At 58.8% G+C, this 26032-nt stretch carries 25 protein-coding genes and 3 pseudogenes; 10 read left to right on the top strand and 18 right to left on the bottom strand.

Annotation, left to right across the window (positions count from 1 at the left end):
• Positions 1-9 precede the first annotated feature (9 nt).
• Positions 10-342, top strand: a complete 333-nt coding sequence (locus ACUTAF_RS00810) for a PilZ domain-containing protein (protein ID WP_445578186.1) — start codon at positions 10-12, stop codon at positions 340-342.
• Between the two features lie 100 nt (positions 343-442).
• On the opposite strand, the gene ettA is transcribed toward ACUTAF_RS00810, so the two are convergent.
• Entirely contained in the window at positions 443-2137 is a 1695-nt protein-coding gene (gene ettA, locus ACUTAF_RS00805) for an energy-dependent translational throttle protein EttA (RefSeq protein WP_445578185.1), read from the bottom strand.
• 194 nt (positions 2138-2331) lie between these two features.
• On the opposite strand from ettA, the gene ACUTAF_RS00800 reads away from it, so the two are divergent.
• From ACUTAF_RS00800 to ACUTAF_RS00785, 4 genes are read left to right on the top strand one after another with little or no spacing between them, the layout of a single operon-like run.
• Positions 2332-3597: a site-specific integrase gene (locus ACUTAF_RS00800; RefSeq protein WP_445578184.1), complete on the top strand. Its 1266-nt coding sequence runs from the start codon at positions 2332-2334 to the stop codon at positions 3595-3597.
• Positions 3594-5180: a site-specific integrase gene (locus ACUTAF_RS00795; RefSeq protein ID WP_445578183.1), complete on the top strand. Its 1587-nt coding sequence runs from the start codon at positions 3594-3596 to the stop codon at positions 5178-5180. The genes ACUTAF_RS00800 and ACUTAF_RS00795 overlap by 4 nt, the downstream gene beginning before the upstream one ends.
• Positions 5177-7405: a hypothetical protein gene (locus ACUTAF_RS00790; protein ID WP_445578182.1), complete on the top strand. Its 2229-nt coding sequence runs from the start codon at positions 5177-5179 to the stop codon at positions 7403-7405. Before ACUTAF_RS00795 ends, ACUTAF_RS00790 begins: the two co-directional genes overlap by 4 nt.
• Positions 7406-7407: 2 nt before the next feature.
• Positions 7408-7806, top strand: coding sequence for a hypothetical protein (locus ACUTAF_RS00785; protein WP_445578181.1), 399 nt, complete (start codon positions 7408-7410; stop codon positions 7804-7806).
• Positions 7807-8348: 542 nt separating this feature from the next.
• On the opposite strand, the gene ACUTAF_RS00780 is transcribed toward ACUTAF_RS00785, so the two are convergent.
• The 3 genes from ACUTAF_RS00780 to ACUTAF_RS00770 all read right to left on the bottom strand — a co-directional run bounded on the left by ACUTAF_RS00780 (position 8349) and on the right by ACUTAF_RS00770 (position 10933).
• Positions 8349-9056 (bottom strand): Crp/Fnr family transcriptional regulator, encoded by a 708-nt coding sequence (locus ACUTAF_RS00780; protein ID WP_313404646.1) that lies wholly within the window; start codon positions 9054-9056, stop codon positions 8349-8351.
• Positions 9057-9137: 81 nt separating this feature from the next.
• Positions 9138-9710 carry a hypothetical protein gene (locus ACUTAF_RS00775; protein ID WP_021219115.1) on the bottom strand — a complete coding sequence of 191 codons (573 nt, stop codon included), beginning with the start codon at positions 9708-9710 and terminating at the stop codon, positions 9138-9140.
• The gene (locus ACUTAF_RS00770; RefSeq protein WP_043241603.1) at positions 9707-10933 is read right to left on the bottom strand and encodes a sterol desaturase family protein; all 1227 of its coding nucleotides are present in this window, start codon (positions 10931-10933) and stop codon (positions 9707-9709) included. The genes ACUTAF_RS00775 and ACUTAF_RS00770 overlap by 4 nt, the downstream gene beginning before the upstream one ends.
• A gap of 212 nt (positions 10934-11145) precedes the next feature.
• Here ACUTAF_RS00770 and ACUTAF_RS00765 point away from each other — a divergent pair, with 212 nt between their 5' ends.
• Positions 11146-11838, top strand: coding sequence for an SDR family NAD(P)-dependent oxidoreductase (locus ACUTAF_RS00765; RefSeq protein ID WP_021219117.1), 693 nt, complete (start codon positions 11146-11148; stop codon positions 11836-11838).
• A gap of 180 nt (positions 11839-12018) precedes the next feature.
• On the opposite strand, the pseudogene ACUTAF_RS00760 reads toward ACUTAF_RS00765, so the two are convergent.
• The 6 genes and pseudogenes from ACUTAF_RS00760 to ACUTAF_RS00735 all read right to left on the bottom strand — a co-directional run.
• Positions 12019-12171, bottom strand: a pseudogene (locus tag ACUTAF_RS00760) (integrase); the annotation flags it as partial.
• A gap of 50 nt (positions 12172-12221) precedes the next feature.
• Complete coding sequence (locus tag ACUTAF_RS00755; protein ID WP_042855650.1) at positions 12222-13466, bottom strand: tyrosine-type recombinase/integrase; 1245 nt, start codon at positions 13464-13466, stop codon at positions 12222-12224.
• Positions 13467-13653: 187 nt separating this feature from the next.
• Positions 13654-14520: pseudogene (gene ychF / locus ACUTAF_RS00750) on the bottom strand (redox-regulated ATPase YchF); the annotation flags it as partial.
• A pseudogene (locus ACUTAF_RS00745) lies at positions 14521-14967 on the bottom strand (AraC family transcriptional regulator ligand-binding domain-containing protein); the annotation flags it as partial.
• A 19-nt stretch (positions 14968-14986) separates the two neighbouring features.
• Complete coding sequence (locus ACUTAF_RS00740) at positions 14987-15781, bottom strand: 2-keto-4-pentenoate hydratase (protein WP_092377778.1); 795 nt, start codon at positions 15779-15781, stop codon at positions 14987-14989.
• A complete protein-coding gene (locus tag ACUTAF_RS00735) occupies positions 15778-16674 on the bottom strand; it encodes a TauD/TfdA dioxygenase family protein (protein ID WP_092377775.1) in 897 nt (298 codons plus the stop codon). The genes ACUTAF_RS00740 and ACUTAF_RS00735 overlap by 4 nt, the downstream gene beginning before the upstream one ends.
• A 111-nt stretch (positions 16675-16785) precedes the next feature.
• Here ACUTAF_RS00735 and ACUTAF_RS00730 point away from each other — a divergent pair, with 111 nt between their 5' ends.
• Complete coding sequence (locus tag ACUTAF_RS00730; RefSeq protein ID WP_092377772.1) at positions 16786-17844, top strand: AraC family transcriptional regulator; 1059 nt, start codon at positions 16786-16788, stop codon at positions 17842-17844.
• 293 nt (positions 17845-18137) lie between these two features.
• On the opposite strand, the gene ACUTAF_RS00725 is transcribed toward ACUTAF_RS00730, so the two are convergent.
• On the bottom strand, positions 18138-18854 hold the full coding sequence (locus ACUTAF_RS00725; protein WP_445578180.1) for an SOS response-associated peptidase family protein: 717 nt from the start codon (positions 18852-18854) through the stop codon (positions 18138-18140).
• Between the two features lie 94 nt (positions 18855-18948).
• Between ACUTAF_RS00725 and ACUTAF_RS00720 the strand changes: the two genes are divergently transcribed.
• Positions 18949-19380, top strand: a complete 432-nt coding sequence (locus ACUTAF_RS00720) for a LexA family protein (protein ID WP_397487421.1) — start codon at positions 18949-18951, stop codon at positions 19378-19380.
• Positions 19367-20644: a Y-family DNA polymerase gene (locus ACUTAF_RS00715; RefSeq protein WP_445578179.1), complete on the top strand. Its 1278-nt coding sequence runs from the start codon at positions 19367-19369 to the stop codon at positions 20642-20644. Before ACUTAF_RS00720 ends, ACUTAF_RS00715 begins: the two co-directional genes overlap by 14 nt.
• A gap of 141 nt (positions 20645-20785) precedes the next feature.
• On the opposite strand, the gene ACUTAF_RS00710 is transcribed toward ACUTAF_RS00715, so the two are convergent.
• The 7 genes from ACUTAF_RS00710 to ACUTAF_RS00680 all read right to left on the bottom strand — a co-directional run bounded on the left by ACUTAF_RS00710 (position 20786) and on the right by ACUTAF_RS00680 (position 25680).
• Positions 20786-21058, bottom strand: coding sequence for a hypothetical protein (locus ACUTAF_RS00710; RefSeq protein WP_445578178.1), 273 nt, complete (start codon positions 21056-21058; stop codon positions 20786-20788).
• A 733-nt stretch (positions 21059-21791) separates the two neighbouring features.
• A complete protein-coding gene (locus tag ACUTAF_RS00705; RefSeq protein ID WP_055985788.1) occupies positions 21792-22025 on the bottom strand; it encodes a hypothetical protein in 234 nt (77 codons plus the stop codon).
• A gap of 273 nt (positions 22026-22298) precedes the next feature.
• On the bottom strand, positions 22299-22901 hold the full coding sequence (locus ACUTAF_RS00700) for a DUF6088 family protein (RefSeq protein ID WP_445578177.1): 603 nt from the start codon (positions 22899-22901) through the stop codon (positions 22299-22301).
• Between the two features lie 14 nt (positions 22902-22915).
• Entirely contained in the window at positions 22916-23179 is a 264-nt protein-coding gene (locus tag ACUTAF_RS00695) for a BPSL0761 family protein (RefSeq protein ID WP_041104676.1), read from the bottom strand.
• 120 nt (positions 23180-23299) lie between these two features.
• On the bottom strand, positions 23300-23602 hold the full coding sequence (locus ACUTAF_RS00690; protein WP_201720764.1) for a hypothetical protein: 303 nt from the start codon (positions 23600-23602) through the stop codon (positions 23300-23302).
• Between the two features lie 90 nt (positions 23603-23692).
• Positions 23693-25093: a DEAD/DEAH box helicase gene (locus tag ACUTAF_RS00685; RefSeq protein WP_445578176.1), complete on the bottom strand. Its 1401-nt coding sequence runs from the start codon at positions 25091-25093 to the stop codon at positions 23693-23695.
• Positions 25090-25680, bottom strand: a complete 591-nt coding sequence (locus tag ACUTAF_RS00680; protein ID WP_055985793.1) for a hypothetical protein — start codon at positions 25678-25680, stop codon at positions 25090-25092. The genes ACUTAF_RS00685 and ACUTAF_RS00680 overlap by 4 nt, the downstream gene beginning before the upstream one ends.
• Before the next feature lie 102 nt (positions 25681-25782).
• On the opposite strand from ACUTAF_RS00680, the gene ACUTAF_RS00675 reads away from it, so the two are divergent.
• On the top strand, positions 25783-26004 hold the full coding sequence (locus ACUTAF_RS00675) for a helix-turn-helix domain-containing protein (RefSeq protein WP_023109449.1): 222 nt from the start codon (positions 25783-25785) through the stop codon (positions 26002-26004).
• Positions 26005-26032: the final 28 nt, after the last annotated feature.

The raw sequence follows: 26032 nt of genomic DNA, 5'->3' as shown, positions 1-26032 counted from the left end.
GGAAATCCCATGGAAGAACGCCGCCAACACAGTCGCCATGGCACCGAGCTGCAGCTGGAGGTCTTCGACCTCAACAGCGGCCAGCGCCTGGGCCGCATCGTCGACCTGTCCAGCGAGGGCTTCATGCTGTTCAGCGAGATCCCGCAGACCGTCGATGCGCTGCTGCAGTGCCGCCTGGTCTGTAGCGCGGGCACGCAGCAGATGCAGGAGGTGCGCCTGGGCGCCGACTGTCTATGGAGCCGCCCCGGCGCCGACGGCCGGCACTGCTGGGCGGGCTTTCATATCATCGACCTGGCCGAGGATCAGGCCGAGGCGCTGGAGAGACTGCTGGCCAGGCTCTGAGCGCGCAGGCGGCGCCACACGCACCAGGAGATCGACGCCCCTACTCTTGCCGCAACGAAAAACGGAGCCCGCAGGCTCCGTTTCTTCATCCGCTTGACGCTTACTGCGCCAACTTCTTGTAGCGCACCCGGTGCGGCTGCGCGGCGGCGTCGCCCAGGCGCTTCTTGCGATCGGCTTCGAACTCGCTGTAGTTGCCCTCGAAGAAGCTGACCTTGCCGTCGTCCTCGTAGGAGAGGATGTGGGTGGCGATGCGGTCGAGGAACCAGCGATCGTGGGAAATCACGATGGCGGCGCCGGGGAAGTCCAGCAGCGCCTCTTCCAGCGCGCGCAGGGTCTCCACGTCGAGGTCGTTGGACGGTTCGTCGAGCAGCAGCACGTTGCCGCCCTGCTTCAGGGTCAGGGCCATGTGCAGACGACCGCGCTCACCGCCGGAGAGGTCCTTGACGAACTTCTGCTGGTCGGCGCCCTTGAAGTTGAAGCGCCCGACATAGCCGCGCGACGGCACCTCGTAGTTGCCCACCTTGATCATGTCGAAGCCGTCGGAAATCTGCTCCCACACGGTCTTGTTGCCTTCGAGCATGTCGCGGCTCTGCTCGACGCTGGCGATCTGCACGGTCTCGCCGATCTCGATGCTGCCGGAATCCGGCTGCTCCTTGCCGGTGATCATGCGCAGCAGGGTCGACTTGCCCGCGCCGTTGCCGCCGATCACGCCGACGATGGCGCCTTTCGGCACGCTGAAGGACAGGTCGTCGATCAGCACGCGGTCGCCGAAGGATTTCGACACGTTGTGGAAGTCGATGACCTTGTCGCCCAGGCGCGGGCCGGCCGGGATGTAGATCTCGTTGGTCTCGCTGCGCTTCTGGAATTCCTGCGACTGCATCTCCTCGAAGCGTTGCAAGCGCGCCTTGGATTTCGACTGACGCGCCTTGGCGCCCTGGCGCACCCACTCCAGTTCGGCCTTCATCGCCTTGGCGTGCGACGCCTCGGCCTTGGCTTCCTGGGCCAGGCGGTTGGCCTTCGATTCCAGCCAGCCGGAGTAGTTGCCCTCGTAGGGGATGCCGTGGCCGCGGTCGAGTTCGAGGATCCAGCCGGCGACGTTGTCGAGGAAGTAGCGGTCGTGGGTGATCGCCACCACTGTACCGGGGAAGTCGTGTAGGAAGCGCTCCAGCCAGGCCACCGAGTCGGCGTCCAGGTGGTTGGTCGGCTCGTCCAGCAGCAGCATGTCGGGGGCCGACAGCAGCAGGCGGCACAGCGCCACGCGGCGCTTCTCGCCACCGGACAGGTGCTCGATCATGGCGTCCCAGGCCGGCAGGCGCAGGGCGTCGGCGGCGACTTCCAGCTGGCGCTCCAGGTTGTGGCCGTCGGAGGCCTGGAGGATCGCCTCGAGCTTGGCCTGCTCGGCGGCCAGTGCGTCGAAGTCGGCGTCCGGCTCGGCGTAGGCGGCGTACACCTCGTCGAGACGGGCCTGGGCCTGCTTGATCTCGCCTACGGCCTCTTCGACGATGTCGCGCACGCTCTTGTTCGGGTCGAGCTGCGGCTCCTGCGGCAGGTAGCCGACCTTGATCCCCGGCATCGGCCGGGCTTCGCCGTCGATCTCGGTGTCGACGCCGGCCATGATTCGCAGCAGGGTGGATTTACCGGCGCCGTTGAGGCCGAGCACGCCGATCTTGGCGCCAGGGAAGAACGACAGGGAGATGTCCTTGAGGATTTCACGCTTCGGCGGGACGACCTTGCTGACCCGATGCATGCTGTAGACGTAAGAGCCTGTTTTGCCTGCTTTGTCACTTTTGGACATGGTTTGATTCGCCTTTAATCCTGTTTTTTCAGTGCTTTAATGGTAGCGAAAACGCTTAAATTCGGAGAAGTAAAACGTTAGGTTTTGAGTTGACCAGCCTATATCCATGACCATACGAAAAAAAGTCAGGTTTGCGTTGACCTCATCCTGTTCATGACTACACTTAGAAAAGTCATTTTTTATGGGGGAGCGACATGGGTTTCCAGGTCATAGAGCAGGTGGTGAATGCTGCTCGAAGAAAGCTGCTGGTGCAAGACTACATCCCGGTCTACTACCCCAACCTATACATCACCATGGAGCACTCGGGCAGAGCCCTCGAAACAACCAAGAAGTACCTTGAGCATCTGGCTGTGTTTGAGGAGTTTCTGGCTTTTTCCTCCATTGATCTGATTTCTCACCTCGAACAGCGCCCTGCCAGCCGATACCTGACAGACAGTGAGCTTTCCAGATTTGTGTCGGACGCGGGGTTTAGTAAGGAAACCTTGGCCATGAAGTATGCGGGGATGCGTTTGCATCCGACTGCCTACAAATCCGTTGGCAAAGTCCATGCGCAGCAGCGAATCGAGGCGGTACGCGACTATCTGGCCTTCCTTTATGACAAGTTGGGTGATCACTCAACACGATATGAGGCGATTGACGACCTGAAGGGGCGCATCAAACGCAAGATCAAAGCGGCCCGCCCTTCGTGGAAAGAAACGCGAATCGACGAAATGAAAGGGCTTACCAGCCAGGAGCGAACTCGATTGCTGGAAATCATGCATCCGGATAGCGCCGAGAACCCCTTTTCAGATGAAGCCATCAGGCTGCGTAACTACATCATTTTGCTGCTGGGTCTCGACATGGGGCTGCGACGCTCCGAGATGCTGCTGATCAAGACCAGCGATATTCACTGGCACAGTCGTCAACTGGCGGTGGTCAACCTGGAGGATGAGAGCCTCGATCCACGAACGATGGCCCCGCAATTCAAAACCAACGAGCGCATGCTGGTGATGACCGATGACCTGTATGACGCAATCACTGAGTACGAATCGAAGTATCGCCACAGAAAACCCCGTAGCGGCACATCGCAAGCGAGAAAGCATCCGTTTTTGCTGGTGGCGCACAAGCGAAATGAGGGTGGCCCTCTGACCATCAAAGCAATCGATGGCGTTCTATCCAGGGTCCGAGAAATAGCACCGGAACTGGCTCATGTGCACCCGCATATTCTCAGGCATGACGCGGTCTACACGATGCTGGAAAGCATGCGTGAGGAACTGGCAGCGCTCACGCCGGTGGATCGCACCACGCAAGTTCAAAAGACCCTCACATGGATGTTCGGCTGGAGTCCCGAATCGAACATGCCCGGCCTCTACGGCGCGAAGTTCTGGAAGGAGGAGGCAGACAAAGCGATACAGAAACGGGCCGAGCGGTTTAAGGCCAATCGTCAGAAGGCCGGCACGACACCAGGAGGTTCAGCGTGAACATCGCCGTCGAAGCACTTCAGGCACCCACGAAGGACAGCCTCGATGCATGGCTGAGCGCGCCTCGCTTGGCGAAATGTGGTGAGGTGTTCATACCCGCAGAACCGATGTGGAAACCGGATAAATCGGCCAGAGTCTCAGTCAACTGGAAAGCGGCCCTTGCCTGCGTCTCGCCGGATTGGCAGCCCTGGTTGCACGCCGCCCTGGCGTATCGAATGGCCGATCAGGCAGCGAACTCGGTTGCTCAGCTCGCCAGTGTGTTGTCGCGGGCTGCTCAGGCCGGGCTTGACCCGCTCAACGAGGATCACCTGATCGCTCTGCGGGAGCGCTTTAATGGGAACGAATCCAGTTCTCTCGGCGCTTTCATGGCCTTTTGGCACGACTGCGAATCCCTCGAACAACGTCCGCTGCGAACCCTGATCGAGGCCTACCAGGCACTGCCCAGGAAAAAGGGTTCCCGCAAGGATGTGGTCCTCAGCCTGGACCCCGAAGAAGGCCCGTTCACGCAGGTGGAGCAGGACGCGCTGCACCAATGGATACATGAGCAGTTCTGTCACGGTCAGCTAGATCCCGAGCAGTACCTGTATCTGCGCCTGTTGATGATTTACGGGCAGCGTGGCGCTCAGGTACGCATGATGGTTTTTGGTGATTTCACGAAAACCGACCAGAGCTGCAAGGTCAGGTTTCATTGGGCAAAGCAAAAAGACGACGAGGCAGGTTGGCGAACAAAGTCCGAAACCTTCAGTCTGGATGAGGACCTCTACAACACCGTGCAGGCCTACAAGGACATGGTTCTGGCGCAACTCTGGCAAACCTATCCAGACGGTGCCGACTGGAATGCAGCCATTGAGAATGTGCCGCTCTTTCGTCGGAGGCTGGATGATGAGGCAGAATTTTCGGAGCGGCTTGATCCCCCTGTTTTGCTAGATAGCCCCCTGCAAAAAGCCCTCGAAGAGGCACCGCAGCCGATCTTTCATGTTGGAGCAGCCACGGTTCGGAGATGGCTTGAGCGAATCGAGCGGATGGAGGGCTTTCCGATTTCGCCTCGCACCCATCAGCCGCTGAAAGTGACACGGGGACACCGGTTCAGGCACACCCTCGGCACGGACCTGTCCAATGCGGGGCTGGATGAGTGGTCGATGGCCCGCGCATTGATGCACAAAAATACTCAGACAGTGCGAAAGTACCGCCAGGTGTCGGCTGAACTGCTGGCGTTGATCGACGCGAAGATGAGCGACCATCTGGCCTTGGTTGTGAATGCGTTCACCGGGATCATCGTCACGGATCGCACCTCAGCAAAGAACGGGGATCGAGCGGATCGACAAATCGAGGATGTGGCAGTGTGCGGTGCCACTGCCGCCTGCCATCTCGATGCCCCCTTCACTTGTTACCCCTGCGGAAAATTCCAACCCCTGCTGGACGCCGATCACGGCGCGGTCCTGGAGCGATTGGAACGTCGTCGGGCGCAAACCCTTGCCACGGATAAAACGATCGGCGTGCTCTGGGATCGGGCCATTCTGGCGTGCCGCAAGGTGATTCTGGATTGTGAGGCCATGCGCCAATCAGGGAGGAAAGGCGAATGACCGAAGCGTTTGATTCTGAGCCAACGAACAACATTGTCGATTTTAAGCCCAGGAGCCAACTGGCTGCGGAGGCTCAGCTCGCGGCGTTTATCCAATGGGCAAAACAGACCCTTCCCAAAGGCATTCCCAATCGCGTGCACGCGAGTATTTGCTGGGAAGACGGCAGTTGGCACGAGCATGGCCTCAAAGGCTGTAGCTTCACGGCGCTGGGATCGACCAGAGTTGCCCCAAAGGCGATGCAGGCACCCTTCACGGGGTTTGCCAAGGCCATCATGGTGTACCGGCGGGTGTATTTGCAGAAAAAGGCTGTTGGAAACTGGCTGGATGCCCTGAAGGTGCTGGAAGCCGCCTTGTTCGAGTTGACCGGCACGCGAGATGTGACGCAGGTGTACGCCGCTGTCTGTGATAAAGCGTGCGAGCACCTGAACCGTCACTGGGCAAAAGGCGACACCGCATACCGTTCCGGGCTGGCACTTGAGGCCCTCATCACCCTAATGCGGGCCAAAAAACTGCTCAAGACCGATTTTCGGTGGACCTCTCCGCTGACGCTGAAGCCGCGTGGCACGCTCAAGCAACAAAAAGCGGATCGGGAACAGAAGCTGCCCAGCCCTAAAGCGATCGAAGCCCTCGGGGAAATGTTCAATAACGAATTGACCCGCCCCCTCGATATCGTTGTGACATCCGCCTGTGCGCTGTTGCTGAGTGCGCCCAGTCGCGTGGGTGAGTTGGCGGATGTTGAATTCGATTGCCTAGTGTTCAAAGAGGACACCCAGGGCAATCGGCGCCTGTTCCTGCGCTGGTATGCGGAAAAGATAAACCAGGTCACGCTGAAGCCCGTCGTTAAGCCCGAGATGGAGCCGGTCGTCGAGCGGGTCATCACCTTACTGCAACCGATCACCGATGAGGCGCGGGCTTACGCCGCCTGGCTGGAAGACCATCCCGATGAGTTCCCGCCCCATGAAGGGCTGCCACCCAAGGGACCTGATGAACCGCTCACCTATGCCGAAGCCTGTGCCGCGCTGAAACTCTCCAGTCGTGAGAACGCTTGGCGATCCCAATTCAATGCCAACTTCCTCAAACCCCTGGAGCAGAAAAAGGCGCTCAGCCCCTCCGCCCGAGACCTGTTGGCCGAAATCCGTGAAGGGTGGGATACCAGCACAGGGAAGCAGATCCACGCCAAGGGCAAGCTCCAGGGTGTTGAGTTTGACGACCGGTGTGTGATCACGCTGCGCAAGCTCAATGTGCTGTTGCGGGAGAAGTATCTCCCGAAGGATTTTCCATACACCACGCCGTACACGCAGGGTAAAGCACGGGTGAAGTACCGTGATGCCTTGTTCACCGTGCGCACGGGAGCGCTGGCTGAAGACTCAGGTCACATTGCTGTGACACACGGGTTTGGTGTAGAGATCGCGGCGAGCGCTACCCGAATGGCTGTGGAATTAGGCAGTTCGAACAACCCGGCAAGGAAAAGTCTGTTCGAGCGCCATGGATACCCCGGCGTCAAGGTCAACACGCACGCGTTTCGGCACGAATTGAACACGCGGATGCACCAGGCCGGTCTGTCGCAGCTGCTGATTGACGCCTTCTCCGGGCGCACGACGATGGGATCGGTCTACAACCACGAGACCATCGAGGAACGCACCCAAGGGGTTGCGGCGTACCACCCCAAAACCAAGCAGAGCACAGCGGCTCAGCGTCTGGAGAAGGTCAAAACCAATCAGCCGCTGAGCCTGATTGAGGTGATGGAACTGCGCGAGGGTGAGCAGGACCGCATTGTCCATCAAACCCATCTCGGCGTTTGTGTGCACAACCTTGCGTCCGAGCCCTGCCCGAAAATGGGTGCCTGTTTGGATTGCGGACAGCTTGGTTGCGTCAAGGGGGATGACGTGAAGCTGGCCAACCTCAAGGAAGAACGCGACGACCTCAAACGCCGTTTCGATAAAGCCCAGGATGCGCAGTCTCGGGGTGTGTTTGGGGCGTCGGAGTCGGCAAAAAAACTGAGTGAGAAGCTTTTTAAGTGCGAGGCGCTCATCCAAATGCTGGAAAACCCGGAACTCGAAAAAGGTGCCATTGTGTGGAACGCCGATAACGGTTGGACGCTGGCCAAGAACGCCGCCGCAATGTCGGGACTGATCGAAGTCAAAGTCATTGAAGAGAGCCAGGCGCAAAAGACGTTGCCATCGCTGGATGACGTCTTGGCCTTGCTGGATGAGATCGAGGGTTAACGATGGGCCATTTAACACCAAAGGATGAGAAACGCATCATCAAGCTGATTGAGGAATGGTCAGAGCCGAAGCTGACCTGGCCTTTGCTCGTTGACGCCTGCAAAGAAAAACTGGGTATCAGTCGTGCTCGCCAGTCCCTGATGAATCTACCTGCCGTGGATTTGGCGATGAAGAATCGCAAGGCGGCATTGAAGGCCAAGAAGCTGAAGCCGGGCTGGATTGGCGATATTCAGACAGCCAACGAGCGCATCGAGGAACTGACAGCGACCAAGCAGAAGCTGTTAGCGGCTGTTCGAGATATGCATAGCCGGTTTTTGATCTGGCAAGCCAATGCGGATATGCACGGGCTAACGCAATCGATGTTGGAGCGGCCGGTTTCACAACTTCGAAAGAAGAGCTGATCCGGTGTTCAGAAACTTATACCTGGAAAAGACTCATGGCAGCTACGTCCTGAAATCCGAACACTCGGACCATGCTCCGCGCTAAGTTCTGGATGGGTGCGAGTTGATGACCCGGCCATATTGCAAGCCATAACCGGGGATGAGGGTACCAGAGGAGCAAAAGTCGCAGATCACATCCTCAATCATGGCTACCGTCGCCAACGATTTGATTTCCATGCTCACGCCTGAATAATTTTCTTGTGAATGAAGCGGTCTGTTGCCGCTGGCCAATAATGGCCGCTTTTGACCGCTTTTGTCCGCTTTGAGCCTGTCGGATTAGGCAGGAATCGGCCAAAAGCAGTCTTTGATTGGTGACCAAGCGGCCCTCGTGCGGGGGCAGTTATTAGGCCCAAAGGTCTCTAGGAAAGCCGGGGCTATTGATAGGGCCGGTTCACCTCTAGCATTGTGGTCAGGTGGTACTGATGAAGTCAGGTGGTGAGTCCACTCATGATCAACAGCGATGCACTCGGCCCTGCGAAAATTACATCGAGATTAGTGCCGGCTCAGTTAGCCGCGTGCTCAGAAAGCCCAGCTGGATCAATTACTCGAATATGCCGAAAACCGATCTTAATCAGTCCCGCCTTTTCCAGTTGTTTTAGCAGCCCGTTGATAGTCTGGCGGGAAGAACCAAGTATGGAGGCTAAATCCGCCTGAGAAACATTCAAAATAACTTCCTCAGAGCCTGTTGCCTGTGGTTGCAGCAACAACAGTTCTGCTAAACCTGTACGCAGCCGTTGCAGCGGCACGATCATCTGGCCATCGGCAAAGTGCCGCATAAAAGCGGCATAGCGCTTGGCAATAAAAAGTGTAATTGCCTTGCAATAGAGAGGTTCCTCTTCAAGGATTCGCTCGAATTGCTGCAGAGGCAGCATTAGTAATTGCACATTGGTATCGGCGATCACAGCCACATCGGCCTTTTCGCCTGTAATCAGGTCGAGGAAGTTGAACCAAAATCCTCTCTCGCCAATCATATAAAGCTTCTCCTCACCCTCGAATAGCAGCCGCGAAACCCGCACGCGCCCCTCAAGCACTACTGAGGCTGCAGTCGGTCGGCTGCCTTGGGCAGTGATCACCTGCCCTTTGCGATAGTGGCGCAATACGGAAGACTGGATGATTTTGTCTTGCACTTCCCCCGGCAAGCTTGCGAACCAGTCATCTGCCTCGCGCAGGCGGTAGATTGTCTGATGGGCTGCGTCATCTATGTTTTGCATTTGGAAACCTTGGAAACATCGATGTTGGGTCTTAACCACATTCGACAGTTTCCCAAGATATGGGATGCAGGGGAAGCCGAATTAACGGCTCGCAGCTAACAGCGGCACCACCCTATCCCGGTGCAGCAGCAGCAGGGCTAAAGACAGCAAGTAGTGCAGCCATTGGATGCCAGATAGCGGTCCGAGCATCTCTTCACCGGTTGCACCGGCCGCTAGACTAACGATGAACACTAGCGCCGCCCCGAGTGGCATTACCCGCCGCGTCACTAAGGCTGTGGCACAGATTAACAAGACAGAGCCAAGAGGCACCAGCATGCGCCAGGTGTCAAATCCCGACACGCTAATCACCACCCCGAAGCTCCCAACCAAGAGCGCGAAGCGCCCTGCGGCCGTGATGCGCTGAGCAACAGAGTCATCTGGCCAGCGCAGTGCAATGACCAGCAGCGGGAAACCTGCGCTGGCGGCAACCAGGCCGGTAAAGCGATGTGGGCCGGCGAACAACTCACCATACTGGTAATGCAGTGTACCAATCGCTGCCGCCAGGCCGATCAGGCCGCAACCAATGGCTAGAGCAGGGCGCTGGCGCAGCTGGACAAAGGCAATGGAAAAGGCAACCACAGCCAAGATCAAGTCGGAAATGGCATCGGCATTCATTGGGAAGTCCACAAAGCAGCAGGTTTGAAGGAAGTGCGGCTGAGCCATGCAGCGCTGCCTAGCATTACAACCAATAACATCAGCTTGAGTGCGATGGGCATACTAAAACCGAACCAGTCAGGTAGAGCAGCAAAGGCAATGCCCAGTCCTATGACACGGCACTGCTCAAAACGCCGTGCATTGGCACGTCCTTCCAATAGTGACGTGAGAGAGATTGCCGAAATGGCAAAGCCAGCGGCGTAGAGTGCCAGTAAGGTCTTCGGCAAGGTGTTGACTAGCGTCAGAAAATGCATGAGGAACAACATTGCAAGCACCTGATGCACTACCGCATAGCGTTTGACCGCATCGGGTGTACACGGATCGTAATACTTAAACTGCGACGGCTCGTAAGGCTCGCTCGCCTCATCGTGCCAGCCACCAGGTGGTGCCAGCCAGACGCCAAGTTTAGCCCGCCAGCCCGGGGTGGCTTTGGATTTCTGCCAGAGCTCAATGTAGTAATGCATGTTGCCCCAGAATGGGTTAAGGCTCTGCAACGGTGTGCGCACGCCGTAGATGACCTTCTCGTCCTTGCGCTCCTCGGCGAAGGTACCGAATAGGCGATCCCAGAGAATCAGAATGCCCCCGTAGTTTGTGTCCATGCAGTAGTCATTTTGCCCATGATGGACGCGATGGTTTGAGGGTGTGACGAAGATGCGATCAAGCCAGCCCAAACGACCAATTACCTCGGTATGCACCCAGTACTGGTAAAGCAAGTCGATCAGCAACACCCCGGCAAACACGCTGGGCGGCACACCGGCCACTGCCATCGGTAGATAGAATATCCAGCCCAGAAGTGCGCTCGTCGAGGACTGGCGTAAGGCTGTTGCCAGGTTGAAGTACTCGGAAGAGTGATGCGATACGTGCCCGGCCCACAGCAAGCCAATTTCATGGTTCATACGGTGATGCCAGTAGTAGAAAAAGTCGTAGGCCACAAGGGCTCCGACCCATACCCACAGGCTATCGCTAGGCAAGGTCGTGGCGCGGTAGGCTTCGAATACCAGAGTGTAAACGCCCAGTTTCGCCAACTTGGTGAACGCCCCAACCACCTGGCTCAATAGACCATATTGGTAGCTGCTGATGGCATCAGGTATGGAATACGCCGCTAGCCCGCGGCGGTGCGCCAGCCATGCTTCCAGCAAGGTGGTGGTTAAAAAAATCGGTATGGCAAACACGATCAGATTCATTGCGCGCGATCCTTTTCTCTCGACTCAAGAAAGTTGAGCGGCTGATGGCTTTCAGCGACTCAGCGACCAGGCAAGTTAGCACTCTTGACTGTGCCCACTTGTCGGCTCGGCGACAGGTTCTGCACGGCAATAGTGGCAACCTAGCTGACCACTCGTGCCGGGGCTCAGTGCTCAGTGCAGCCCTGGTGTAGTCCACTTCAAGGAGAATAAGCGTGAGTAAAGTAGTCGCAATTAGCGGTGGATTCGGTTGTCTAGGTATAGCGGTAGGCGAGGCGTTCGCGGCCAATGGTTGGCGGGTGGCCCTGATTGATCAGGCCAGCGTGCCGCGACCCCTGGCCGACACGGCGCGCTCTGAAAAACTGCTTATCGGCGCGGTCGATCTAACCGATCTGCACATGGCAAATTGTGCAATGCAGCAGGTGCAGCAGCATTTTCAAGGATTAGATGCGCTCATCAACGTGGCGGGTGGTTTTCGCTGGGAGACCATCGAGGGCGGCGATCTTGCGACCTGGGATTTGATGTATCAAATGAACGTGCGCACTGCCGCAACGGCTAGCATGGCCGCGCTGACACACCTGAAGAAAGCCGAAGCCGGGCGCATTATCAACATTGCAGCCGGAGCGGCCAGTAAGGCCAGCCTAGGCATGGGGGCCTATGCTGCAGCAAAGTCCGGGGTGATGCGCCTTACGGAGGCGTTGGCCGAAGAGTTGAAAGATCAGCGCATCACGGTCAATGCGATCATGCCATCGATCATCGATACCCCGCAGAACCGCCTCGATATGCCTGATGCGGATGCCACCCGCTGGGTTACGCCAGAGCAGGTCGCTAATGTGATCGTATTTTTAGCCTCTCAGGAGGCTAGTGCAATCACAGGTGCAGCTATCGCTGTAAATGGGCGGTGCTAATTTATTAGGCCGGCTGTCGACATAGCAGAGTGGCTGCCTAGAGCCGTTCTTCTCACCCAGGGTTCGCCCGATCCTAATGATCCTAATGATCCTAATGATCCTAATGATCCTAATGCGGCATGCGTGGCCTATGCGTGGGGAACTGCCTGTTGTTACCGGCTGCTTTGGGCTTGCTGTGGGTCACTTCTTGCTCGTGCAGAACTTGGCCCATTCCGCCATCAGTGCACTGCGCTTCTCCAGAAGGTCGGAGCGCGAATAGGCCGCCTCGGTCTGGTCGCGTTCATCATGGGCAAGCGCAAGCTCACAAACCTCTCTCGGGTAGTTGGTGCATTCGGGTGAAAGCGCCAGCCGATGTTTTCGTAATCAGCGACGTCTCTTTCCATTCAGCCTAAGTCCTTTTTCCAGCTGTCCAGCATGTCCGCCCATCTCTGCATCATCATGGCTCGATCACTCAAATACTCGGCATGGTTGTAGGTGCGGCGGACAGCGTTTTGCTCGGTATGGGCGAGCTGTCTTTCGATCCAGTCTGCTGAATAGCCCATCTCATTGAGTCTGGTGCTGCCCGTTGTCCTCGTGGCATGCGGGCTGTATTTACCTCCCCAGCCAAGGGTGTTGAGCATCTGGCGGAATGAGGCCGCAACCATTGGGCGGGTGCGTACGTCGCGGTGAGGAAATACGTGGGTGTATTTTCCTGTGATGGAATGCAGGCCTCGCAGTATTTCGACTGCCTGTCGCGGCAGTGGCACCGTGTGCTCTTTGCGCTTTTTCATCCGCTCGGCGGGAATGCGCCAAAGCGCCTTCTCCAGGTCAAATTCTGCCCACTGAGCCTCTACAGCTTCATTGGGGCGGCACAGAGTCAGCCACATGAGCTGGAAAGCGCAGAGGGTCTCATGGCGTCCGCCGTGAGATTCGACATCGCGTAACAGTTGGCCAATTTCTTCGGTGGAGAGAGGGCGTTTGTGCTGAGTCTTGTTGGCTGGCAGGGCTTTTCGAACGGGGTGTACCGGGTCGGTGCTGGCTCGCAACGTGGAAATTGCCAGTTCGAAAACTCCGGACATGCTCCGCTTGGCCTCTGCGGCAACAGATGGGCCATTATCTTGAGCGGCTGCTCTGAGCACTTCAAGAATGTGCATGGGGGTGATGGCTTTGATCGGCAGTTCACCGATTTTGGGAAATACGACGCGTTCAAGCATGTTGAGTCGTCTGGACTTGGTGATCTCCTCCCAGTCCTTCAGTGAAAGCCACTCTTTGGCGACGGCTTCAAACGTAATGGCCTTCTCGTGGTCGCGCTTCACCCGCTCCTGTTGCCGGTGGTGCGCGGGATTGATGCCCTGTATGACTAGGGCACGGGCTTTCACGCGCTCATCGCGTGCCTCTGCAAGAGTGAAGCGGCGCCCTTTGCGGCGCTCTTCGGCGTGCTCGGGTGATTCCCCTTTGGGCGCGATTACATAGTCCCCAATCGCGAACACGCTTTCCTTCCTGCTAGTTCCGTCGTTCAGCTCGAACCGATAGCGCCATGCCTTAACCCCGTTAGGCTTCACCTCAAGGTAAAGGCCATTGCCATCTGTGAGCTTGTAGGGCTTTTCCTTGGGCTTGGCGGTACGGCACTCGGTATCGGTAAGCGGCATGGCTGCTCAATCCTGGTATACCCGGTTATATGGGGAGGTGAATTTTTCGATACCCGGTAGCGTACCCGGTAAATATGCGGATCGTATAGATTCTTTTCGGACCTTTTCGGAAAAGAAAAACCCCTTAAGGCTTTATTCCTCAAGGGGTTTCGTATCCGGTAAGATCCGGTGAAATCCTAATTTCTGTTTAGACGTTGAAGCGGAAGTGCATCACGTCGCCATCCTTGACGATGTATTCCTTGCCTTCCAGGCGCCATTTGCCGGCCTCCTTGGCGCCAGCCTCGCCCTTGTACTGGATAAAGTCGTCATAGCTGATGACTTCGGCGCGGATAAAGCCTTTTTCGAAGTCGGTGTGGATCACGGCGGCGGCCTGCGGGGCGGTGGCGCCGATGCGCACGGTCCAGGCGCGTACTTCCTTGACCCCGGCGGTGAAGTAGGTCTGCAGGTTGAGCAGCTGGTAGCCGGCGCGGATCACGCGGTTGAGGCCCGGCTCGGTCATGCCCATGGTTTCCAGGAACATCTGCATTTCTTCCAGATCGTCCAGTTCGGCGATCTCGGCTTCGATCTTGTTGCACACCGGCACCACGATGGCGCCTTCTTCTTCGGCAATAGCGCGCACCACGTCGAGGTGCGGGTTGTTGTCGAAGCCGTCCTCGGCGACGTTGGCGATATACATCACCGGCTTGGTGGTGAGCAGGTGGAAGGTCTTGGCCAGGCGCTTGTCGTCGTCACCCAGGTTCTTCAGCAGGCTGCGTGCGGGCTTGCCTTCGGTGAAGTGGGGGATGAGCTTTTCCAGCAGGGCCTTCTGGGCCACGGCTTCCTTGTCGCCGCCCTTGGCGCTGCGGGTGACGCGCTGCAGTTGCTTCTCGCAGCTGTCGAGGTCGGCCATGATCAGTTCCAGGTCGATGATCTCGATATCGCGCTTGGGGTCGACGCTGTTGGCGACGTGGATGACGTTTTCGTCTTCGAAGCAGCGCACCACGTGGGCGATGGCGTCGGTCTCGCGGATATTGGCGAGGAACTTGTTGCCCAGGCCTTCACCCTCGGCGGCGCCCATCAAGCCAATGCGCAGCGGCTGACCGGCAGCCGGACAAACGCTGCGCACTACGCTGAGCAGGGCCATCACATGCAGCTGCTCCAGCAGCCTGTCGGGACGCCCGAAGCGCTCGTCCCAGCTGATGACCACCTGCTCCCGTGTGACGCTGACCTGGGCCCAGTCGCAGCCATAAAACCATTGATCCAGCAGCAGGTAGGTCTCGAAAAACTCGCTCAGAGTGCGGGTGTTGACCAGCAGGTAGCCCAGCGGTCCGACATGCTGCAGGCGCACATGCCGACCGATGTCGAGTCCGCGCGCGGGGCCAGGGGCCAAGGCAATCGCCGCATGCACTTGCGCCTCCCACTGTTCGAGTGAGAGCGCCACCCCACGCGGGGCGGCGGAAGGGCGAGACAGACCAAGGCTGGCCAACCAATCGTTGAGAATGGCACCAAAGGCGCAGGGCACTACGATCAAGCGAGCAACCTCAAATGAACGCGCACGTTACCTCACCCAGCCCGCCGATACGGAAGCTCAGGCGGTCGCCGCGCGCCAGTTCCAGCATCGGCGCCTGGGCGCCGGTGAGCAGCACATCGCCAGCACGCAGCGGCTGGCCCAGGCTGGCCCGCTTGCGCGCCAGCCACAGGGCCGTGGCCAGGCAGTCGGACAGGGACAACTCGATAGCGGAGTGCACCGACTCGCCATTGCGTTGCAACTCGGCACTCAGCGTCTGCCCCGCCAGCTGCGCCAGCGGCACCACCTGTTCGCCCAGCACATAGAGCCCGGACGACAGGTTGTCGGCAACCGCGTCGAGCAGGGTCAGTTTCCAGCCCTCGAAGGCCGAGTCATTGATCTCCAGCGCCGGTACCACTCCGGCTATGCCGGTCAGCAGCTGCTCCAGCTCGATCTCACCTGCCGGCAGATCCTGCCCCAGCACCACAGCCAGCTCGATCTCCGCCCGGGGCTGCAGCAGCCGTTCCCAGGCGATGCTCTCGCCCGAGCGGCAGGCGGTATCGGCGAACAGCCAGCCATACACCGGTTCCTCGACCTTGAGCGCGGCGCGCAGGGTCGCCGAGGTGAGCCCGGCCTTGGCGCCGCTCAGGTGCCGGCCCTGTTCCAGGGCCTGACGCATGCCCACGGCCTGCACCTGATAGGCGTCGTCCAGACCTTTCAGGGCGAAGCGCTCGCTGACCAGCGGGCCGGGCTGGCGCCGACTGCGCGCCTCGGCCAGATGGTCGGCGGCGGCCTGCAGATATTCACTGACACCCAATGCTTGGCTCATCGGCTGGGCACCTCGCCGACCACGGTGGTCCGGAACATCTCGCGGCGCATGCCGTGGTAGTCGGAAATCGGCAGGTGCCAGGTGCTGCGGTTGTCCCAGATGGCCAGGGTGCCCTGGCGCCAGCGCATGCGGCAGGTGAAGGCCGGCGATGTGGCCAGGCTGAACAGGTAGTCGAGCAGCGGCTTGGACTCTTCCGAGCGCAGCCCCTCGATGCCCACGGTGTAACCCGGGTTGACGAACAGCACCTTCTTGCCGGTTTCCGGATGGCGGGTCACCAGCGGATGGCTGCGGGTGTCCGCGGAAGTATCGTTGCCGAAGTTGATCGCCATGTTCTCCAGCAGCGCATTGTGGTTGGCGCCAACGCCGTAGGCGCGCTCGGGACTGTGGATTGCGTTGAGGTTTTCCAGCAGCGCCTGCATGCCCGGCGACAGCCACTCGTAGGCCAGCGCCATGTTGGCGTAGCAGGTGTCCCCGCCAAAGGGCGGGATGTCGTGGCCATAGAGCAGGGTGAAGGCCGGCGGACGCTCCTGGAAGGTCCAGTCGGTATGCCAGGCACCGCCGAACACGAAGGGCGCCTTCTCGTCAGCTTCCTTGACTACCTGCACCACGTGCGGGTGCTCGGCCATGGTCTTCACATAGGGCTCACGGCCGAACTCGCCGAACTGCTGGGTGACCCGTTCCAGATCGGCGGGGCTCAGCTCCTGCTCGCGGATGAAGACCACCTTGTGCGCTAGCAGGGCCTGGCGCAGCTCGGCATAGCCCTCCTCGCTCAGGCTCTTCAGGTCGAGCCCCTCGACATCCGCGCCGATGGCGCCGGTGGTCGGGGTGACCTGGATATGGCGATAGTCGGCCGCACGGTTGTGGCTGGGCAGGGCGTAGATGAATTCGTTCATGGCAGGGACTCAGGCTGTTGGACGTGGCAGCAGAATGCGACGCGAGCGGCTGAACGATCTATGATAATTACCGCCAAAAATTGTTAACTACTGCCAAACAAGAGGCCTGCGATGAACTGGCGCCAGAGCCGCCCGCTGACCGGCGTGCGCTACCTGCTCGAAGTCGCCCGCGCTCAGGGCGTGGGCCCAGCAACCTGCCTGCTCGGCAGCGCCATCGCCACGGATGCGCTGCAACAATCCAATGCGCAGATCGAGGCCTGGCAGGAGCTGGCGGTGATCCGCAACCTGCTGGAACACGCTGGCCGCCCCGGCCTGGGTTTTGTCGCAGGCAAGCACTACCACCTGACCTCGCTCGGACTGCTGGGCTTCACCATGCTGGCCAGCCGCACGCTCGACGAGGCCTTCGCCGCCTTCCAGCGCTATCAGCTGCTCGCCCTCACTCTCTGCCCGGCCCGCATCGAAACCGACAAGCGCGGCACTTGGTTGCTTTTCGATGCCAGCGTACTGCCACAGGACGCCCGGCGCTTCGTGATCGAGCGCGGCCTAGCCGGTTGCCTGAGCGTGACGGCCGAACTGCTTCAGCGCCCGGCCGTGCCCCTGGCGGTAGAAATGACGGCCGCGGCTCCGGGCGACCTGGAAGCCCTGCAACGTGACTTCCCCTACCCGGTGCGCTTCGGTGCGCCGCGCGACGGCATCCTGTTCAGCAACGCCGAACTGCACCTCAACCTGCCGCAGGCGCATATCAGCGCCCAGCTTGAAGGCGAACAATTGTGCGAGCGCCTGTGCAACGAGATTTCCCATGATCTGGTCGCCCCGCCGACGGCCCGTCTGGTGCAGCAGGTAGTGATCCGCGACTCGGCCAGCCTGCTCACCAGCCGCACCGTGGCCCAGCACCTGGGGCTGTCCGAACGCACCCTGCACCGCCGCCTGGCCGCCGAGGGGCACTCCTTCCAGCAGCTCAACGAACAGATCAAGCGCCGCCTGGCCGAACGCCTGCTGCTCGACTCACGCCTGGATCTGGGCAGCATCGCCCAACGCCTAGGCTATGCCGATGGCGCCAGTTTCTCGCGCGCCTTCAGCCGCTGGAATAAGTGCTCGCCTGGTTATTGGCGTAACCGAACCAGCTGCTTGGTAGTAAATGATGGAAGTAGTGATGGCAGTGAAACTTAAACACCTCCATCGTGGGATTCAGGAGCCCCTCTGACCCTTCCCAGCTTTACGTGGGTAGTCGGTAGCGAACTAGGGGGCCTCGCTCCCCGAAGTCCTTTCATCTAAGCCTGTTGGGGGCGACTTTCTTGTGATAGCGCAGCGCCTCATTTCTCACTTTGGCAACCGTGTGAGAATCGCCCCGGTTTTTGATACCCCCAACCCTCAAAGAGGGTCCGCTAACCCCATGCATGAGCGCCCGCTATTGGCCGCTTCCCGCCAGTCGCAGCTGACTGGCGCATCTCGCCTCCGGTCGATCAGAGCCAGTCGGGTGATTCCTTGGAATCAAGGGGGACAATCAGCGCTGGCCCGGTGTTTTTCACGTTACCCACCGCCTTGCCGACCTGATACCACTCGAACGCCTCGGACTGCAGGCCTAGCTCCTGCACGATCTGATCTGCCCGCTGTGGAGTCGTGTTCGGGTCTATCCACTCTCGGGCCAAGTCGGCTGGTAGTACCACTGGCCGGCGATCGTGGATATCCAGCATGTCGCCCTGGGCGTCGGCGGTGATGATCACGAACCCATCGTCCTCGCGAACCTCGCTGCCGGCGGGCGGGAGCTGGCCGATGGCGGCGAAGAACATCGGCTCGCCGCTGCGCAGGCGGATGAAGTAGGGCTGCTTGTGCTTCGGATCGGCCTCGTCCTTCACCCATTCATACCAGCCGTCAGCGGCGACCAGCGCGCGGTGCGGCCATATCTGCCTGAAGAACTTTCCGCTCGCCACTGTTTCGGCGCGGGCATTGATAGGCGGCGGCATTTTCCCCTTCTTCGCCCAGTGCGGGGCCCACCCCCATCTCACCGCGGCGATCGTCAGGCCACCTCCCTCCGCGTGCAGCAGCTGCACGGTGGTATGTGGTGCCACGTTGTAGCGCTCGATCGGCAGGTTGTCATAGCCGCTGATCACCTCCTGCTCGCTGTTCAGCTCCCGCAGGTAATCCGCCATCCCCTGATACTGCGCAAATCGTCCGCACATGACCGCCCGCTCGTCATCCCCTTCCTCATTCTGATTGTAGGCTGGTTGGTTTGTTCTGTACTGTATATAAATACAGCATTATTACGGGTGTACCATGTCCTGCACGATCCTCGGGCCACTTAGCAGCAGCTCCGCGTGCCTGCCTTTGTATTCCTTCCGCGTCCCGGCCGGGTTTCCCTCGCCGGCGCAGGATCACATCGAAGCCGAGATATCCCTCGACGAGCTTCTCGACCTCCGCGCGCCGCATATGTATCTGGTGCGCATCAGCGGCGACAGCATGATCAACGCAGGGATGTTCGATGGCGACCTGGCTATCGTGAATCGGGCGCTGGAGGGGCGGCCGGGCTTAATCGTCATCGCCGCGCTCAACGGCGATGCCTTGGTGAAGCGCTTGGCGAAGGAAGGCGAGCAGATCGTTCTGCGGGCGGAGAACCAGGCTTACGCGCCGCGCTACGTACTCGAGGGGGATGAGCTACTGATCTGGGGCGTGGTCACTCACAGCGTGCGCTGCCATGCCCCAGGCTGAGTCGGCAATTGCCCTGATCGACTGCAACTCGTTCTACGCCAGCTGCGAGCGGGTGTTCCGCCCGGATCTGCTGCGTACGCCTATCGTCGTGCTGTCGAACAACGACGGCTGCGTGATCGCCCGCTCGGCCGAGGCCAAGGCGCTGGGCATCAAGATGGGTGAACCGTATTTTCAGATCAGGCAAAAGCTTCGGCAGCACGGCATTTTGGCGTTCTCCAGCAACTACGCGCTTTACGGCGATATGAGTCAGCGCGTGATGACCATCCTCGAGGGGATGGCTCCGGTGCTTGAGGTGTACAGCATTGATGAAGCGTTCGCCGACCTGACCGGTATGCCTGGCAGCTTGGAGAGGCTGGGGCGGGAGATGCGTGCACGGGTGCTGCGCTGCACTGGCATCCCGGTGGGGGTGGGCATTGCCCAGACCAAAACCCTGTCCAAGTTGGCCAATCGTGCGGCGAAGCAATGGCAGCGGCAGACCGGTGGCGTTGTGGATATCCGCCAGCCCGAAAAGCGCGACAAGCTGCTGAGGGTGATGGATGTCAGCGAGGTCTGGGGCATCGGCCGGCAAATGACCGCCCACCTGGCCGACATGAACATTCGTACTGCCTGGGATCTTGCCCAGGCTGACGCCTGGACACTGCGCAGCAAGTTCTCGGTAGTGGTGGAGAAGACGGCCCGTGAACTGCGCGGCACATCCTGCCTGGCGCTCGAGGAACAAGTACCGCAGAAGCAAGAGATCTGCTGCAGCCGGATGTTCGGCAAACGCTTGCATGAGCTGCCGCCGATCCGTGAAGCGGTGGCCACCTACGCCGCTCGGGCTTGCGAAAAGCTCCGCGCGCAGCGCTCCCTGTGCAAGAAGGTACGGATCAGCATTCGCACCGGCATGTTCAACCCGGACGAGCTGAAGTTCGCCAAGGGCATTATCTGTGAGTTGCCCTATCCGACCGACGATACCCGACTGATAACCAAGGCCGCCTCCGCAGGGCTGGAACTGATCTTCCGGGCCGGCTTTGCATTCAGTAAGGCGGAGATCCTGTTGCTTGATCTGCGCCAGCGTGGCGAGTTCACCGATGACCTGTTCGTCGCGACACCGCCGGTGGCTGCTGAGCGGGTGATGGGGGTGATGGATGCGATCAATGCACGATGGGGGCGTGGAACCATGCGGCCTGCGGGAGTGCCGGCGAATCCGGACTGGGGCATGCGGCGAGAGATGATGAGTCCGAGCTATACGACGCGGATTGATCAGTTATGGACGGTAACGTAAGGGCTTGAGGCGGCCTACCCTGGAAGAGACAGGTGCCGGCCAAGAGCTGCCCGAGTGCGAACTGACTCGCTCTAGTTGACTCAAGCGTTCATTGCCCCAGAGCAATCAGCGAGGCTGGACTGACTGGCGGCAGTTGCGGCTCTATGATGAAACCTGCCTGATATCCAACACGACCCAGACCTCATACCCTTTCTCCCGTGCTGCTTTCTCGGCCTCGAGTTGGGCAGCGAGAGTACAGATGGAGCGGGAGCGGTGCTCGAATCGGAACGGCGAGCCACCGTTCTTGCGCACGCTCAATTCAACGAGTGTGAAGGTGGAGTGCTGTTTGGGTATGGGCTGCTTCGATTCTGATGGTGCGGGATCGAGACCGAGTGCGCGCCGCATCTCGACTTCAGTGAGTTTTGTGTCAGTCAAGCTAGATCCCTAGACGATTGCGGGGTGACGCCATTGTAGCGAGAAGTCGTGCTGACATGGCCTGAGCTCGATGCTGGCGAGCCAACAACCTCATCTCTACGATATGGCTACGAATCGCCAAAGTAGTCATCACGGTCGACTAGTCCGAATGGGCGTTGCTCGCAGGGCTGCTCATCGCTGAACAGATTCTGCGCGCGGCGCTCCTGCTTCAAAAACGCTAGAGCCGCGAAAAAGCAACTTTCGCATAGGTTGACTCGATAGCGTTCGCCATCATGCCCTGCGCCATAGCCCCAGAGCGCCTGGAGCGTCCCGAACTGCTCGCCGTATCCCGGCACTCTCGTAGTGGTAGCGCATCGCATACATCGCAATTGGTGTCTTCATGGGTCTCTGTCATCGGGCAGTCCTCGTGCTCGTAAAAAGAGGTTAACCGGGGGCACTGCGCAACGGAGCGCCTTTTGCCGATTTTCCAGCCCCGCTGCGTTAGCTCAAGCATGGTCTGGTGTGCCATGTCAGCGGTGGATGTGGCAGGTCTTCGACAACTGAACTGGGCTATCCAAAGGAGGATTCAAAAGCAGCTGCGCTGAGTATGCTTATCCACAGCTGCTGATGCAGAAATCAGCAATCCGACTGGGTCAATTTCCCATCAGCGCCAACACTTCAAGCTGTTCGTCGACGACCTGTGCCATGACTCGTAACGCGACGAGTGTCCGGAGATGCGGTTGGCGTTGGTTCGTCATGGTTGTCCGCTGCACGTTTCTTGCGTTGCCGGCGGCGACCACTCCATTCCCTCTTCGAGGATCGGATGGCTTTCGCTCACGACGACCAACGGTTTGTTCCGATTCACCAGCGCGAACATGGCGATGGAGCCTTCGACATCCGTCACCGGCACCTCCCCCTGTGGGTCAAGCCTGCCAACCCAGACATATTGCCGGGTCTCCAAACATGCAAGGTAATACGAAATACCCATGTTTCCTCCGAATTCGAATCAAGTCTTTTGCTGTGCCAATCCGGAACAGGAGGCGGTGCTGCCGCAAACATCAAATGTTACCGCCAATGCATTTTTGACCCAGGTGCCGACGCTATTCTGACCCAACCCAGCAGTCTGAAAGCGAAATTCTACAACTCGTTTGGTGCTCGAAACTGGGTCAATGAAATTCCGGCATGTGGGTGGAAAATGCACAGGCGGCAACACGTTGGTTCTTACAGCCCCTACCCTGCGGCTCGCAAGGTAGCGATATAGCTATTGCGCTTCCAATGCCGTTCGCATCCATTTCGGCAGTTTGCAGGCCAGCAATTTGACTAAGTCTTCAGGTCTGAGCCCTTTCTTGATCGCCGCAATACATTCAGGAGTTGAGCCGCCTTTACCGAGATAAAACAATGCACTGATAGCGGCACCCACCTCAGTACCGGCATGCTGCATGACCATCGGTGCCGCGTGTATCAGCCGAATTTCAGCTTTCCCTATGAATACTGAACGGCTGGCTCCGTTGGTGTAATAGATTGGAATGAGTGGCATCTGGGTGCTGAGCCCAAACCTTCTGACGGCATTGGCGCCGTGGATCTGCAGAGACAAGCGTTTCTGCTTGGTAATCAGGCTAATCAATTTCCAGGGATTGGGGCGAGCCCTGGCAACGTAGCGTCCGGGTTTCGGGCGCATATAAATCCCGCGATACACCCTTTCGAGCTCGCCCCGGTTGACCAGCCGAGATATTGCTTTGGATACGGCGTTTTTCGTTCCAAACCCTGTGAAACAACTAATGCTGAACGGTTGCCCTTTAGGTAGGCGCTTGACTCGTTGCGCAATCCGAGCGGATACCGTCTGGGCTTGATCAGTGCTGAGCATCGTGGCGTTCACGCCTATAGCGTGAAGTCTAACGACGAACTGAAAAGCGGCTGATGGAACGCAATCACCCTTCGCCGATATTCATCATCTTGAGCGTCGTTTACCAGGCACTCTTCGAGGCGCCCCAGCGAGAAAACTTGATCGGCGGACGGGTAGTGTCTGAGCAGGCTTTTCGCATAGCTGCGAATGTCATCAGGTAGTTCGGTGTTACGAGAGAGGTCGCGGAGAAAAGCTTCGGTCTTGACGACACTCCGGGTTCTTTCATGCGGAAGGGTCAAAGCGGCTACCTCCTTATTCAATTATTCCAATCTACGAGACCAGAACGGGCAAGCCGCGCGCTTACCCCTAATTTGTCCGCGATTCGACGTGGTGCGGCTGATGGATTTTCAACCCTACAATCAGTTTTTTCCCCAGTAGTTGTCTTTGCTGACCAGACCAAAATCTTCGGAAGCAAATGGCTGATCATCATCGAACATACCATTGACCATACGCTCCCGACGCAACCCACTCAGCACCCTGAAAAAGCAGGGCTCACAGAGATGCACCCGGTAGTGCTGCCCATCATGCTGGGAGCCATATCCCCATTGGGCTTCAAGCTTGCCGTATTGGGGACCATAGCCGGGAATACCCGTGCCAGAGCGGCACACGTCGCAGATCACATCCTCAACGACATCGACCAATGCCTGCGACTTAATCTCCATGCACACCTCACGATTACGTTCCACACGACGCCGGCCGGTTATGGAATCATGAACACCAACATCATTGGATCACCCTCGACTGGCTGAGCATCAAAAACAAGCCAGTAGCTGCTGCCGATAATGCTGGGAAAAGCTGACCTGGTAAGCGGGCTCAATTGCAAAGCCATCCAGCGAAATGATGTCCGTAGGCTGCGGTCCAATACCCGGTTCTGCACCACCTAACCCCGCACCGTCGAAACCTTCGACATGACCCAAAGTGCCCATCGGCTCAGGTCTGGACCCTGGAGTAAAACCAGGCATCTGCACATCGCTCAAAACTGCCAGGTCATCAGGCAAGTCATCCGCAATTCGCTCCGCAAAGCCCTGAAGCGTTGGCTCCGCCAACATGAATAGCCATGCCTGGTCGTCGGACTCACCTGTGCGCCGCAGCACTCGCCCCAGCACTTGCCGGTAATGCAGTTCGGTGCGGATACGGCTGAGATAGCAGCACACTTGCAGGCGGGGAATGTCGGTGCCTTCGCTGATCATTCCGACGGCCACAATCCAGCGGCAGGCGCTGCTCCGGAATGCATTGATCACCTGCTGCGCATCCGGGGTTTTGTTGGTCACGATGCGGCACTCTTCACCCATTGCTTCTAGAGCCAGTGCAACTTGCTGGGCGTGTTCGATGTCGGTGGCCACCACCAAACCAGCGGCATCAGGTTTGATCTGGCGTAGCTCGTTCAGCTTGCTGCAGCCAAGATCGAGGATTGGATTGATCACCTCGTCATGACGCAGCAGTTCCTCATAGGTGACAGGTGACTCGCCCAACAGTTTGGCGATGCTGGGAAACAGCCTAACGGAGCTACCCGCACCCAATTCTTCCGTGAGTTTCACCTTCTGATTGTCGAGCAGAACAATGCGAGGGGATCGGCACACGCCGTCGGCAATGGCGTCTTTCAAGCCATAACGGTAATCACAGATCAAATGCCCCTCGGGCGAAGAGTAGCGAGCCAATGCGATGGCCTTGTCGTCCGAACGCCAGGGCGTGCCAGACAGGGCCAACGTGAAGGCAGCCCGGTCCTGTATCCGATGCAGTATCTGCTGCCCCCAGGCATTGCTGAGCAGCGGATCGTGGCCGGCGCAATGGTGGATCTCATCGAAGACCACGAACACCCGGTAGTCATCAAGCAGCTGCCAGAATCCCTCATCACGGTATTCCATAGCCTGATAGGTATAAGCCGCGCCCACGGCACCTATCTGGCCGTCGAGACGCCTGCCTAGCACAGCCGCAAAGGTCGAACGAAAACCCTCCACGACCTGGCAGGACGGCGCAAAGCACAGCACCAAATCGATTCTGTCCTGCTCAAGCAGTCGGCTGGCCAGTTCTGCAGCCATGCGCGTCTTTCCGGCTCCCGGCGTTGCCTGGCAGAAGAAGTGCGGCGTGACGGTAAAGTGCTCCAACGCCCGAGTGATGCAGCTGTTCTGCCAGCTCCGTAGCGAGCGGCTCATCGTGGCGCAGCTAGCGTTTTGAGGGTCTTTTCAATGGCGCGCAGATGCCCCAAGAGGCGAGAACTGCGATCCCTGGCTTCCAGGTAATCGCCTTCAAGCTTGTCCCGTAAATGCGGCATTTCTTCCAGAAGCAGTTTGAATCGCTCTGCCTCGCCCATTGAAGTGAGAAAGTCCAAGCGGATTTCCTTGTGGAGCGCTTCCAACTGCAAATCCGTATTGGCTGACGACTCAAGCGGCAAAGCTTCCGCATCGCGTACCGCTGTGCCTGGCTCGGGCATTCCGGCGGCCATCAGGCTGTTCTCAAAACCGTTGTCTATCAGTTCGAGTTGCAGATGTGTCGGAATCGGCTGCAGGTGGTAAACCTGCCCTCGAACACGGCGGTCCTCGTCCGGTGAAACCCAGCCCGCGCGCACTAATCGGCGAATCTGCTCATACACATAGCGGCGCACATCGGCGATACGAAATTGTGTGCCACTCAAGCGAGCGGCATAGGCATCGCGCAGTTCGCGGGTCGTAAACGATGTACGCCCTGGCTCCTGAAGCAGCTCATACAGACGCCTGTCGAAGATAAACGAGGCCGATTTCATTGAGGGCACCAGAAGAAATAGCGCGAAAATGCGGATTATAATCCGTGGCCTATACGTCCGCAAACGCACGATATTGCCGCCTCAAGTTGAATTGAGACGGTCATGGATAAGTTGGCGAAGGCGTTAGGGGAACGCATCCGAATGCAGAGGAAGGCCTGCCGGATTTCCCAGGATGCACTGGCGCTGGCGTGCAGTCTCGACCGCAGCTATGTAGGTCGCATCGAGCGTGGCGAGGTCAACATCACCGTCGAGAAGCTCTACCGCATCGCAGGCGAACTCGCCTGCGAACCTTCAAGCCTTCTGCCAAAGCCATCTGAAATCTAACTAGAGCAAGTAATACCAGGCTCAAGAA

It is taken from the genome of Pseudomonas sp. SP16.1, from assembly GCF_052682975.1.
Note: the sequence above shows the minus strand (reverse complement) of the source record. Positions and strands in the feature narration are given on the sequence as shown.